The sequence below is a fragment of the Arsenophonus endosymbiont of Aleurodicus dispersus genome (assembly GCF_900343015.1).
In the GTDB taxonomy this organism is placed as follows: domain Bacteria; phylum Pseudomonadota; class Gammaproteobacteria; order Enterobacterales; family Enterobacteriaceae; genus Arsenophonus.
The window spans coordinates 428677-440822 of sequence record NZ_LR025108.1 but is presented as its reverse complement, the minus strand read 5'-3'; the positions used below and the strand labels follow the sequence as shown (position 1 = coordinate 440822).

Annotated in this window: 22 protein-coding genes and 4 tRNA genes; all 26 read right to left on the bottom strand. The window is 37.5% G+C overall.

What is annotated here, in order from left to right:
- Positions 1–4: 4 nt before the first annotated feature.
- Positions 5–439, bottom strand: coding sequence for a 50S ribosomal protein L15 (gene rplO / locus WBAF_RS01600; protein WP_121463326.1), 435 nt, complete (start codon positions 437–439; stop codon positions 5–7).
- A 3-nt stretch (positions 440–442) separates the two neighbouring features.
- Positions 443–622: a 50S ribosomal protein L30 gene (gene rpmD / locus WBAF_RS01595; RefSeq protein ID WP_121463325.1), complete on the bottom strand. Its 180-nt coding sequence runs from the start codon at positions 620–622 to the stop codon at positions 443–445.
- The gene (rpsE, locus tag WBAF_RS01590; RefSeq protein ID WP_121463324.1) at positions 615–1133 is read right to left on the bottom strand and encodes a 30S ribosomal protein S5; all 519 of its coding nucleotides are present in this window, start codon (positions 1131–1133) and stop codon (positions 615–617) included. The genes rpmD and rpsE overlap by 8 nt, the downstream gene beginning before the upstream one ends.
- Positions 1134–1147: 14 nt before the next feature.
- Complete coding sequence (gene rplR, locus WBAF_RS01585; RefSeq protein WP_121463323.1) at positions 1148–1501, bottom strand: 50S ribosomal protein L18; 354 nt, start codon at positions 1499–1501, stop codon at positions 1148–1150.
- 13 nt (positions 1502–1514) lie between these two features.
- Entirely contained in the window at positions 1515–2048 is a 534-nt protein-coding gene (gene rplF / locus WBAF_RS01580; RefSeq protein ID WP_121463322.1) for a 50S ribosomal protein L6, read from the bottom strand.
- A gap of 14 nt (positions 2049–2062) precedes the next feature.
- On the bottom strand, positions 2063–2455 hold the full coding sequence (gene rpsH, locus WBAF_RS01575; RefSeq protein WP_121463321.1) for a 30S ribosomal protein S8: 393 nt from the start codon (positions 2453–2455) through the stop codon (positions 2063–2065).
- 32 nt (positions 2456–2487) lie between these two features.
- Positions 2488–2793 (bottom strand): 30S ribosomal protein S14, encoded by a 306-nt coding sequence (gene rpsN, locus WBAF_RS01570; protein WP_121463320.1) that lies wholly within the window; start codon positions 2791–2793, stop codon positions 2488–2490.
- A complete protein-coding gene (gene rplE / locus WBAF_RS01565) occupies positions 2786–3346 on the bottom strand; it encodes a 50S ribosomal protein L5 (protein ID WP_121463319.1) in 561 nt (186 codons plus the stop codon). The genes rpsN and rplE overlap by 8 nt, the downstream gene beginning before the upstream one ends.
- Positions 3347–3361: 15 nt before the next feature.
- On the bottom strand, positions 3362–3676 hold the full coding sequence (rplX, locus tag WBAF_RS01560; RefSeq protein ID WP_121463318.1) for a 50S ribosomal protein L24: 315 nt from the start codon (positions 3674–3676) through the stop codon (positions 3362–3364).
- Between the two features lie 12 nt (positions 3677–3688).
- Positions 3689–4060, bottom strand: coding sequence for a 50S ribosomal protein L14 (gene rplN / locus WBAF_RS01555; RefSeq protein WP_121463317.1), 372 nt, complete (start codon positions 4058–4060; stop codon positions 3689–3691).
- 174 nt (positions 4061–4234) lie between these two features.
- Positions 4235–4489 carry a 30S ribosomal protein S17 gene (gene rpsQ, locus WBAF_RS01550; RefSeq protein ID WP_121463316.1) on the bottom strand — a complete coding sequence of 85 codons (255 nt, stop codon included), beginning with the start codon at positions 4487–4489 and terminating at the stop codon, positions 4235–4237.
- Entirely contained in the window at positions 4489–4680 is a 192-nt protein-coding gene (rpmC, locus tag WBAF_RS01545) for a 50S ribosomal protein L29 (protein WP_121463315.1), read from the bottom strand. Before rpmC ends, rpsQ begins: the two co-directional genes overlap by 1 nt.
- Positions 4680–5090 (bottom strand): 50S ribosomal protein L16, encoded by a 411-nt coding sequence (gene rplP, locus WBAF_RS01540; protein WP_121463314.1) that lies wholly within the window; start codon positions 5088–5090, stop codon positions 4680–4682. The genes rpmC and rplP overlap by 1 nt, the downstream gene beginning before the upstream one ends.
- Positions 5090–5800: a 30S ribosomal protein S3 gene (gene rpsC, locus WBAF_RS01535; protein WP_121463313.1), complete on the bottom strand. Its 711-nt coding sequence runs from the start codon at positions 5798–5800 to the stop codon at positions 5090–5092. Before rpsC ends, rplP begins: the two co-directional genes overlap by 1 nt.
- A 17-nt stretch (positions 5801–5817) precedes the next feature.
- On the bottom strand, positions 5818–6150 hold the full coding sequence (gene rplV / locus WBAF_RS01530; protein WP_121463312.1) for a 50S ribosomal protein L22: 333 nt from the start codon (positions 6148–6150) through the stop codon (positions 5818–5820).
- 11 nt (positions 6151–6161) lie between these two features.
- Complete coding sequence (gene rpsS / locus WBAF_RS01525) at positions 6162–6440, bottom strand: 30S ribosomal protein S19 (protein WP_121463311.1); 279 nt, start codon at positions 6438–6440, stop codon at positions 6162–6164.
- Between the two features lie 14 nt (positions 6441–6454).
- Entirely contained in the window at positions 6455–7279 is an 825-nt protein-coding gene (gene rplB / locus WBAF_RS01520) for a 50S ribosomal protein L2 (protein WP_121463310.1), read from the bottom strand.
- A 19-nt stretch (positions 7280–7298) separates the two neighbouring features.
- Positions 7299–7601 carry a 50S ribosomal protein L23 gene (gene rplW, locus WBAF_RS01515; protein ID WP_121463309.1) on the bottom strand — a complete coding sequence of 101 codons (303 nt, stop codon included), beginning with the start codon at positions 7599–7601 and terminating at the stop codon, positions 7299–7301.
- Positions 7598–8203, bottom strand: coding sequence for a 50S ribosomal protein L4 (gene rplD, locus WBAF_RS01510; protein WP_121463308.1), 606 nt, complete (start codon positions 8201–8203; stop codon positions 7598–7600). The genes rplW and rplD overlap by 4 nt, the downstream gene beginning before the upstream one ends.
- Before the next feature lie 20 nt (positions 8204–8223).
- Positions 8224–8853 (bottom strand): 50S ribosomal protein L3, encoded by a 630-nt coding sequence (gene rplC, locus WBAF_RS01505; RefSeq protein WP_121463307.1) that lies wholly within the window; start codon positions 8851–8853, stop codon positions 8224–8226.
- 32 nt (positions 8854–8885) lie between these two features.
- Positions 8886–9197: a 30S ribosomal protein S10 gene (gene rpsJ, locus WBAF_RS01500; RefSeq protein ID WP_121463306.1), complete on the bottom strand. Its 312-nt coding sequence runs from the start codon at positions 9195–9197 to the stop codon at positions 8886–8888.
- A 971-nt stretch (positions 9198–10168) separates the two neighbouring features.
- Positions 10169–10244: transfer RNA gene (locus WBAF_RS01495), tRNA-Thr, on the bottom strand.
- A gap of 5 nt (positions 10245–10249) precedes the next feature.
- A tRNA-Gly gene (locus WBAF_RS01490) sits at positions 10250–10324 on the bottom strand.
- Positions 10325–10419: 95 nt separating this feature from the next.
- Positions 10420–10504 (bottom strand) — tRNA-Tyr (locus WBAF_RS01485).
- Between the two features lie 24 nt (positions 10505–10528).
- A tRNA-Thr gene (locus WBAF_RS01480) sits at positions 10529–10604 on the bottom strand.
- 286 nt (positions 10605–10890) lie between these two features.
- A complete protein-coding gene (gene birA / locus WBAF_RS01475; protein ID WP_121463304.1) occupies positions 10891–11859 on the bottom strand; it encodes a bifunctional biotin--[acetyl-CoA-carboxylase] ligase/biotin operon repressor BirA in 969 nt (322 codons plus the stop codon).
- Positions 11860–12146 lie beyond the last annotated feature (287 nt).

Sequence of the window (12146 nt, the reverse complement as noted above, 5' to 3'; positions counted from 1 at the left end):
TAACTTATTCCTCAATTCTACCGCCAGCTGCTTCAATTGCAATCCTGGCACCTTTTGTTACACGAAGACCATACACAGTTAATGACCGATTAACTTCACCAGAAAGAAAAATTTTTGCATATTCTATTTGAATACCAACTATATTAGCAGCTTTCAGCGTATTCAGGTTAATCACATTGCCTTCAACATTAGCAATGTCTGATAAACGAACTTCTGCAGTAATCATTGCTTTACGTGAAGTAAACCCAAATTTAGGTAAACGACGATATAACGGGATCTGACCGCCTTCAAAACCACGATGTACGCCACCTCCGGAACGAGATTTCTGACCTTTATGACCACGCCCGCCAGTTTTACCTAAACCAGAACCAATACCACGACCTACGCGTTTAGGTGCATGTTTAGTACCTTCAGCTGGAGACAGAGTATTTAAGCGCATCTCTTACTCCTCAACTTTAACCATGTAGTAAACTAAATTGATCATGCCGCGGATCGCTGGTGTATCTTCACGTTCTACATTATGACCAATACGACGCAGACCTAAACCAGTCAAAGTGGCTTTATGTTTTGGCAAGCAACCAATAGAACTGCGAACTTGTTTAATTTTAATAGTCTTAGCCATGACATGATCCATTACCAAGAATTTCTTCAACAGATTTACCACGCTTAGCTGCAACCATTTCTGGAGACTTCATGCTGTCTAAAGCATCTAGCGTTGCACGAACAACATTAATTGGATTCGTAGAACCGTAGGTTTTAGCTAATACGTTATGAACACCAGCTACTTCCAATACAGAACGCATTGCACCTCCTGCGATAATACCTGTCCCTGCATAAGCAGGTTGCATAAACACACGAGAACCTGTATAAGCACCTTTTGCAGGATGATATAGAGTATCATTATTTAGAACAAAGTTTTTCATATTGCGACGGGCTTTTTCCATTGCTTTCTGGATTGCTGCTGGAACTTCGCGAGCCTTACCGTAGCCAAAACCAACACGACCATTACCGTTACCAACGACAGTTAGTGCTGTAAAACTAAAAATACGGCCACCTTTAATGGTTTTTGCTACACGATTTACAGCGATCAGCTTTTCCTGTAGTTCGCAAGCTTGTTTTTCGATGTGAGACATCTTACCCCTCTATCTTAGAACTGAAGTCCAGCTTCACGAGCAGCATCTGCTAGTATCTGTACTCTACCATGATATTGGAAACCAGAGCGATCAAAAGCAACATTTTTGATACCTTTTCCCAAAGCTCGCTCAGCAATTAATTTACCAACTACTGCGGCAGCTTCTTTGTTTCCTGTGTACTTTACTTGCTTATTTATAATTTTTTCTGTAGTAGAAGCGAACACCAAAGTTTCAGAACCTGTTGGAGTAATAACCTGTGCATAAATATGACGAGGGGTACGGTGTACCACCAAGCGCGTTGCACCTAGTTCACGAATTTTGCGTCGTGATCTAATTGCACGACGTATACGAATTACTTTTTGATCCATACTATTTATTACCTTACTTCTTCTTAGCATCTTTATAACGCACGATTTCATCGACGCAACGAACACCTTTACCTTTGTAAGGGTCAGGACGACGGTAAGCACGCAATTCTGATACAACTTGACCTATTGCCTGTTTATCTAAACCTTCCAACACAATTTCAGTCTGTGAAGGACATTTAGCAGTAATACCTGCTGGTAGCTCATACTCTAACGGATGAGAGTACCCTAAGGACAAACTTATAATATTATCTTTAATAGCTGCACGATAACCAACACCAATCAGCTGAAGTTTCTTAGTAAAACCTTCAGTAACACCAATAACCATTGCATTCAATAAAGAACGTGTAGTACCAAGTTTTGCCCATGCATCATCAAAACTTTGATGTTGTGCAAACGTTAACTGATTACAAACATATTTGACTTCAACAGCTTTATGGATTGTACGAGTAAGCTCGCCATTTTTACCTTTAATCGATATATTTTGACCGTCAAGTTTTACCTCTACGCCGACAGGAATGATGACCGGCTTTTTTGCTAAACGAAACATTCTTTCCTCCGGAATTAAACTACGTAGCAGAGAATTTCGCCACCTAAACCTGCTTTTCTAGCTATATGATCAGTCATGAGACCTTTAGAAGTAGAAATAATAGCAATGCCTAAACCAGCCATAACCAGTGGTAGCTCATATTTTTTTTTATAGATGCGCAAACTTGGGCTGCTTACACGATTAATTCTTTCTACAACAGACTTACCCTGAAAATATTTCAATGTAATTACCAAGGTTGGCTTAATTTCGTCTTCAATTTTATAATCTTCGATATAACCTGCTTCTTTAAGAACTGTAGCAATCGCTACTTTTAGCTTAGCGGAAGGCATATTGATCGAAGTTTTATTAACTGCCTGACCATTACGGATACGGGTCAGCATATCGGCAATTGGATCTTGCATGCTCATCTGTTTTTACTCACGTGTTCAATTGGTGATAATTACCAGCTAGCTTTCTTAAGGCCCGGGATTTCACCGCGCATAGCTGATTCACGGACTTTAATACGGCTTAGGCCAAATTTTCGTAGAAAACCATGTGGTCGCCCAGTTTGTCGACAGCGGTTGCGTCGACGAGAAGGGCTGGAATCCCGTGGCAGCGTTTGCAGCTTAAGAACAGCATTCCAACGTTCTTCATTAGAACTATTAACATCAGAAATAATAACCTTTAATTCTGTACGCTTTACAAATAATTTTTCAGATAATTTTGCACGTTTGACATCGCGTGCCTTCATTGATTGTTTAGCCATGAATAACCCGCCTTACTTGACGGAACGGAAAGTTAAACGCCATCAACAGTGCAAGCCCTTCATCATCTGATTTAGCACTAGTAGTGATAGTAACATCTAAACCACGTACACTATCAACTCGATCATAATCGATTTCAGGAAAGATGATTTGTTCACGTACACCCATACTGTAATTACCGCGACCATCAAATGATTTAGTGGATAACCCACGGAAATCACGGATACGTGGCATAGCAATAAAAATCAGACGCTCTAAGAATTCAAACATGCGTTCACCACGCAGGGTCACTTTACAGCCGATGGGATAACCCTGACGTATTTTGAATCCTGCAACAGATTTGCGCGCTTTTGTTATAAATGGTTTTTGTCCTGTTATTGCTGCTAAATCAGCAGCTGCATTATCAAGCAGCTTTTTATCAGAAATAGCTCCACCAACACCCATATTCATGGTAATCTTCTCGACCCGAGGAACTTGCATGATAGAATTATAGCTAAACTGAGTCATCAGCTTTTGGACTACCTCGTTTTTATAGTAATCATGCAGTTTCGCCATCGTATACCCCTAAAATTACTTAATAGTTTCAATGTTAGATTTAAAGAATCGCACTTTTTTACCATCTTCAATTCTAAAACCTACTCGGTCCGCTTTACCAGTTATCACATTAAAGATTGCAACATTAGAAACATCAATTGCTGCTTCTTTTTCAAAAATACCACCTGGTTGATTCATAGTGGGGACAGGCTTCTGATGTTTCTTAACCAGATTAATCCCTTCAACAATGACTTTACTAGAATAAAGAACCTGTTTTACTTTACCACGCTTGCCTTTATCTTTGCCAGTTAACACGATGACTTTGTCATCACGACGGATTTTTGCGGCCATTATGCCTACTCCTTAAAGAACTTCTGGTGCTAAAGAAATAATTTTCATAAACTTCTCAGTACGAAGTTCACGAGTTACCGGCCCAAAAATCCGCGTACCGATAACTTCCTCACTTATGTTGTGTAACAATACACAAGCGTTTTTATCAAAACGAATAACAGAACCGTCAAGTCGACGTACACCATTCTTGGTGCGTACTACTACTGCTTTCAGCACATCACCCTTTTTTACTTTACCACGTGGAATTGCTTCTTTAACAGTAATTTTAATGATATCACCTATATCTGCGTAGCGACGGTGAGAACCACCTAGAACTTTGATACACATTACACCACGTGCTCCAGAGTTATCGGCTACGTTTAGTATAGTCTGTTCTAAGATCATTTAAATGCTCCGCTAAATATCAACTACAACTTGGCTCCTTTTTATATAAATTGAAGAAGCTATACAATATAGATTAAGTTATAGCACTATAATAACATAATTTCAATGTGGATTGACAAATAAACTGTCGCTTTATTAAGTCATGCTTATTAATTGTATGAAATAAATACTATATTACAGAACAGCTTTTTCTACAACGCGAACAAGTGTCCATGACTTTGTTTTAGACAGTGGGCGGGTTTCATGGATTTCCACTAGATCACCAATACTACATTCATTATTCTCATCATGTACATACAATTTAGTAGTACGACGGATAAACTTACCATATAAAGGATATTTTACCATACGCTCAATAGCAACTACAATAGATTTCTCCATCTTATTGCTAGTTACACGACCTTGCAAAGTACGTATTTTATTACTCATTACACACCCGCCTTTTCAGTCAACAAAGTCTTAACACTTGCAATATCACGACGTACTTGTTTCAACAAGTGAGACTGTTGCAGCTGGCCACTTGCTTTCTGCATCTTTAAGTTAAATTGCTCACGTAGCAAGTTAAGTAGTTTAGTATTCAACTCTTGAATGCTTTTTTCTCGTAGATCTTTTGCTTTCATTACATTACCGTCTTAGTTACAAAGGTAGTCTTGATAGGCAGTTTTGCTGCGGCTAACTTAAATGCTTCACGAGCTAGCTCTTCTGGAACACCGTCTATCTCATAAAGAACTTTTCCAGGCTGGATCAAGGTAACCCAATACTCTACGTTACCTTTACCTTTACCCATACGCACTTCAAGTGGCTTTTCAGTAATAGGTTTATCTGGAAACACACGGATCCAAATTTTACCCTCACGCTTAACTGCACGGGTCATGGTACGACGTGCCGCTTCTATCTGACGTGCAGTCAAACGTCCACGACACACTGCTTTGAGACCAAAAGTACCGAAGCTAACATCAGTACTTACAGCTAGGCCACGATTGCGGCCTTTATGCATTTTACGGAATTTCGTACGCTTTGGTTGTAACATCAGCGATTCTCCTTGCGGCCTTTACGCTGCTGCTTTTTAGGTTTAACTGTAGGTTTCTCTACCTGTTCAATAGTAGCCATACCCCCGAAGATCTCACCTTTGAAGATCCATACCTTAACGCCAAGTACACCATAAGTAGTGTACGCTTCTGCAGTATTATAATCTATATCAGCCCGCAAGGTGTGTAATGGCACACGGCCTTCACGATACCACTCAGTACGTGCAATTTCGGCGCCGCCTAAACGCCCACTGACTTCTACTTTGATGCCTTTTGTACCTAGACGCATAGCGTTTTGTACCGCTCGTTTCATAGCTCTACGGAACATAACACGACGTTCTAACTGTGAAGCAATACTATCAGCAACTAATTTAGCATCTAGTTCAGGCTTACGTACTTCAGAAATATTAATTTGTGCAGGTACACCAGCAATATCTGCTACTATTTTACGCAGCTTATCTACATCTTCACCTTTTTTACCTATAATAATACCAGGACGAGCAGTGTAAATAGTTACACGGATACTCTTCGCAGGCCGTTCTATAACGATACGTGAAACAGATGCCTTTGCCAGTTCTTTATTCAAAGATTGGCGGACTTTAAAATCGCTGTCTAGGTTACCAGCGAATTCTTTCGTATTCGCATACCAAGTAGAGTTCCAAGGTTTTACAATACCTAGGCGAATACCATTAGGATGTACTTTCTGACCCATTGCTAGTCTCCAGAGTCTCAACGATCGGATACAACCACAGTAATGTGGCTAGTGCGCTTTAAAATACGATCTGCACGACCTTTAGCACGAGGCATGATGCATTTCCTAGTTGGACCTTCATTAACTAAAATTCTAGTAATTTTTAAGTCATCAATATCAGCACCATCGTTATGCTCGGCGTTAGCGATAGCAGACTCAAGTACTTTCTTAACTAAACAAGCAGCTTTCTTGTTGGTATAATTTAGAATTTCTATAGCTTGTGAGACTTTCTTGCCGCGAATAAGATCAATCACTAAACGAACCTTCTGAGCAGAAGAACGCGCATAGCGATGAATAGCGATCGTTTCCATCTCTTCCTCACTTAACGTTTCTTAGTCTTTCTATCAGCAGCATGGCCGCGATAAGTACGGGTTGGCGCGAATTCACCTAATTTATGACCAACCATTTCGTCGGTAACATAAACTGGAACATGCTGACGTCCATTATGGACAGCGATGGTAAACCCGATCATATTAGGAAAGATCGTTGAACGACGGGACCAAGTCTTGAGAGGCTTTTTGTCTCCACTTTCTACCGCTTTTACTACCTTATTCAGCAAATGCTGGTCAATAAAAGGACCTTTCTTGAGAGAACGTGGCATGGCTTATCCTCTAATTACTTTTTAGAACGGTAACGTACGATATATTTGTCAGTACGAGTATTGCTACGGGTCTTCTTACCTTTAGTTTGAACTCCCCAAGGTGTTACTGGATGTTTACCAAAGTTACGACCTTCACCACCACCATGTGGATGGTCTACTGGATTCATCGCTGTACCACGTACAGTAGGGCGAATTCCACGCCAGCGGCTAGCACCAGCTTTACCTAGAACACGTAACATATGCTCTGCATTACCAACTTCACCTATTGTCGCACGACAATCAGAAAGTACTTTACGCATTTCGCCAGAACGTAAACGGATAGTTACATAACCACCATCACGTGCAACGATTTGCACATAAGCACCAGCAGAACGAGCTAGTTGACCACCTTTATCAGGTTGAAGCTCAACACTATGAACCTTTGAACCGACAGGAATATTACGCATAGGTAAAGCATTACCTACTTTAATTGCTGCATCTGCACCAGACTGAATTTGGTCACTCGCTTTTAAGCCTTTTGGTGCTAAAATATAGCGACGTTCTCCATCTTTATAAAGAACTAATGCAATATTAGCAGAACGGTTTGGATCATATTCCAGCTGCTCAACAGTAGCAGCAATACCATCTTTATTACGTTTAAAATCTATCAGACGATAACGCTGTTTATGACCACCACCAATATGACGCGTAGTAATATGGCCATTATTGTTACGTCCACCAGTTTTATTACTTTTTTCTAGCAACAGAGCATAAGGTTTACCCTTATGGAGATTAGAGTTAACCACTTTAACTACGTGGCGACGGCCTGGAGACGTAGGGTTACATTTAACAACTGCCATTATTCTTGACTCCTAAGACTTACTCTGTAAAACCGATGAAATTCAGATTATTGCCTTTTTTCAGAGTTATATAAGCTTTTTTCCAGCCACTACGACGACCAATTAACTTACCGTGACGTTTAGTTTTGCCTTTAACTATTAAAGTATTTACATCGGTTACTTCAACTTTGAACAGTCTTTGTACTGCAGCCTTAATTGCTGCTTTAGTCACATCTTTCGATACTTTAAGTACTATGGTGTTATTATTTTCCATAGCTGTAGAAGCTTTTTCGGAAACATGTGGTCTAAATAGTATTTTTAGCATACATTCTTCACTGATCATGCTAACATCTCCTCAATTTGCTCCACAGCATCAGTAGTCATAACTACCTTGCAGAAGTAAATTAGACTAATCGGATCGATCCTGTTCGCATTACAGATGTCAACTTTATATAAGTTACGGGCGGCTAAAAATAAATTTTCATCAATATCATTCATGATGATCAATACGTCATCTAGTCCCATTTTCTTTAATTTTTGCACTAAAAGCTTAGTTTTAGGTGCTTCTATCGCAAATTTTGCAACAATAATTAGACGATTTTTACGTACTAATTCAGATAATATGCTTTTCAAAGCACCGCGATACATCTTTTTATTTACTTTTTGACTGTGATCCTGAGGTCTTGCCGCAAAGGTAATACCACCAGATCGCCAAATTGGGCTCTTAACTGAACCAGCACGTGCACGACCAGTACCTTTCTGACGCCATATTTTTTTACCAGAACCTGAAACCTCAGCTCGATTTTTCTGAGCACGAGTACCTTGACGAGTAACAGCTGCATACGCATTAACTACTTGATGAACAAGCGCTTCATTGAAATCACACCCGAAGGTAGATTCGGAAACAATCAGCGCGCCTTGCGCGTCTTGTATTACCAATTCCATTCCTATCTATCTCCTCGAGATTATGCTTTAACAGCTGGTTTTACAATCAGATTACTACCATTAGCACCTGGAACAGCACCCTTGACCAACATAAAATTACGCTCAGCGTCAACACGTACTACATCTAGACTTTGAACAGTTACACGTTCATTACCTAATTGACCAGCCATTTTCTTGCCTTTAAATACCTTACCAGGAGTTTGGTTTTGACCAATAGAACCCGGAACACGGTGTGATAGGGAGTTACCATGAGTAGTGTCCTGAGTGTGAAAATTCCAGCGTTTAATAGTACCAGCAAAACCCTTACCTTTAGAGGTACCAGTAACGTCTACTTTCTTGATGTCAGCAAAAATTTCAACACTAATGCTTTGACCTACAGAAAAATATTCGTTTTCATTCAAACGAAATTCACGTAGGATACGGCCAGCTTCAACACCAACTTTAGCAAAATGACCAGCTTCTGGTTTCTTTACACGGATTGCTTTTTTACTACCAGTAGTGACCTGAATTGCATTATAACCATCTGTTTCCAGACTCTTCACCTGAGTCACTCGGTTATTTTCAATTTCGATAACGGTTACAGGAACAGAAACACCATCTTGAGTGAAGATACGTGTCATTCCTACTTTTCTTCCGACTAAACCAATCATTTTTTCAACCTCTTAATCACGCAACGACCTGATTAACCAAGGCTGATCTGCACATCTACACCTGCCGCCAGATCCAGACGCATCAGAGCATCAACGGTTTTCTCAGTTGGCTCAACGATATCAACCAGACGCTTATGAGTACGAATTTCGTACTGATTACGTGCATCTTTATTAACATGCGGCGAAATCAGAACGGTAAACCGTTCTTTACGTGTAGGTAAAGGGATCGGACCACGTACTTGAGCGCCAGTGCGCTTAGCCGTTTTAACGATTTCCATAGTTGATTGATCAATCAAACGATCATCAAAGGATTTCAGGCGGATACGGATTCTTTGGTTCTGCATGAGACCAGAGCTCCAACTATTTATAAACGTAATAAGTAACTTCTTGCTTACCTTTGAATTGAAAGGTAAGGTTAATCTTTCTCATAATAACCTGTAAATAGCAGGCATTAATTTTAATGCAGTTTTACTGCTTGTATAGCCTTTTGCAGCTATGCTTTTAAAATCAAAAAGCCCATGCATTATACGTAATTTCAAAATAAGAGCAAGCACAGATAAAAAAATTGCATAAAATTTATTTATAACCATATAACATTTCTTTGAATTTTAATAAATAAAAATTACTATTAGTTAGTATGATTTTTATTTACCAAACTAAGACGTAGGAAAATTTTAAGTCCTATGCTTGCTCTAAAATCAAATTGCGTTATCTACTTCAAAAATTACTAAACAAAGATCTTCAACTAAAGTTGAAGAAGTAAATTTTATTTTAGCATTTCTTGAACATTCTTACTAATATTTAATTTATCTAAATTCTATAAATTTAGTATAGATTTATAATCTAGGAGACTTTCTATATATTTATTAGCATATTTCATCTAATTAGTAGATTATTCATATTCAATATAATTTATATATAATAACACCTAATTTTAAAACATAAGTGCATGTAAAAAATATTGATTGATGACAATAACCGCATTCTCTATTAATCTATAAAAAAAATAAAAAAGTTTTTTTAAAAATAGTAATTTATTAATTAAAATTAGAAAGATTATTGAGAAGATTAATTTTTTTTCTAAAAAATTATTCTACTGCCTAAATAATAACAAAGAAATTTATTTGCTTAATAAAAAATTTGATTTATGGTAATCAACCATGTGCAATCCATTTGCACTATACAAGTGATCATGTTATTCGTTAATACTGGTATTGTGGCAGTTAAAGTGTTTTTACCATGGTAAACATGGCAGATTGTGCGTTAACATGCGGTTTTTTTATCTTTGATAACAATTAAGCACACATTCTAGGAGTGGTGCTGATAGGCAGACTTGAACTGCCGACCTCACCCTTACCAAGGGTGTGCTCTACCAGCTGAGCTATATCAACATATTTGGAGCGGGCAACGGGAATCGAACCCGTATTATCAGCTTGGAAGGCTGAGATAATATCCATTATAAGATGCCCGCTATGAATCTAGCTTCCTGACTTTAATCAGCTGCAACTTTTATCTTAAGTATTTTGCGAAGTAGCATTTTAAGCTGAACACTTAAGATAAAAATTATGGTGGTGGGAGAAGGATTCGAACCTTCGAAGTCTGTGACGGCAGATTTACAGTCTGCTCCCTTTGGCCGCTTGGGAATCCCACCTTTTACTTATATCTAAATTTTAAATGGTGCCGGCACCAAGAGTCGAACTCGGAACCTACTGATTACAAGTCAGTTGCTCTACCAACTGAGCTATACCGGCATCAGATATTGCGCATTCTAGGTAGAGAAATGGCATGTTGCAATAAAAAAATTAAAATATTTGTTCTTCTGCCTATAAGAGAGGCAATTTATTCTTTTTTGCGGCTTTTTTATATAAAAAATGTTTTAGTATCTAACTGTTTTGAGTTTCCCATTGATGTTTATGCTACGGAAAAATTTGTACAATTTTATATCAGTAAATTTTACAAATTTAGCCAATAACTTTTAATTACAAATTTTAGATTAATAAAATAAGTTCAGTTATTTTGTTAATGATTAGCTTCAACTCAATTGTTATAATTATCTTTCTGCAATGAAATTACACCGCATGTGTAAGAAACAATTTCACCATTTTGGTCTAACAAAATAAAACCATGTTCATCAATGCCTTTCATGATACCAACCTCAAGGTGGTTACCAATATGTAGCCTTATTTTTTTATGTAAAAAAGTATCCAATGCCAGCCAACGTTTAATAAAAGGAACAAGACCATATTTCTCAAATTGTACTAATTCATATCGTAATGCTAAAATAATCTGGCCAGCGATCAGACTTCTTTCTATTCTAATACCAGTCTGCTCAAGATTAATCCATCCTTGATTGATATTTGCTTCATAATTACGACTCATTGCAATATTAAGCCCGATACCAATTGCAACATGCGCTGGATAGGTAATTTTACCTATCATTTCAATTAAAATACCAGCAAGTTTTTTTTTATTAAAATAAAGATCATTAGGCCATTTAACTTTTATATTACTACTATTTAATTTATTAAGTGTCTCTGCTATTACAATAGCAGTAACCAAACTTAGCCCCATAGCAGCAGTGGACCCTTGTCTTAAATGCCAGTATAATGATAAATAAAGATTACAGCCAAAAGGAGAAGCCCAATATTGACCGCGTCGACCTCTACCAGCAGTTTGATATTCTGCTACACAAGCATCACCTGAACTTAATTGATCAATATGCTCAATAAGATATTGATTAGTAGAATTAATAACTTGTTTTACAATTATATTTCCACGTCTAACTAACCCATAAATACGCTCGTAGTCTAATAAATCCATTTTTCTAGTAAGTTGAATACTATTACTAGTAATAGTATTTACCTCAATACCCCATTCACGTAGTATATGAATATGTTCATTAATACAAGATAATTTAATGCTAAGTAATTTAGCCAACTGCTCGCATGAATGTATACTACCATCAGAAAGTATTTTGATGAGTGTTAAAGGAATAGTTACATTCATAAAATAAAATCCACAGTATTAACTTCATTATATTTACTAATAAATATGCACTTCTAATTATAGTAGAATAAAAAAATTGCTACTAATAACAAAAGAGGCAACCCTTTCAGTTGGGCATTAAAATCAATAATACTACTAAAATAGTAGAGTATATTTATTTTATATTAGCATCAATAATAATAATTATAGTTTAATGTTAAATTAAACTATAATTATCAGAATGCATAAGTTAAAACTTAATCCATATCTAGATAGAATAAATAAGAATTACAAAATTAAACAATAAA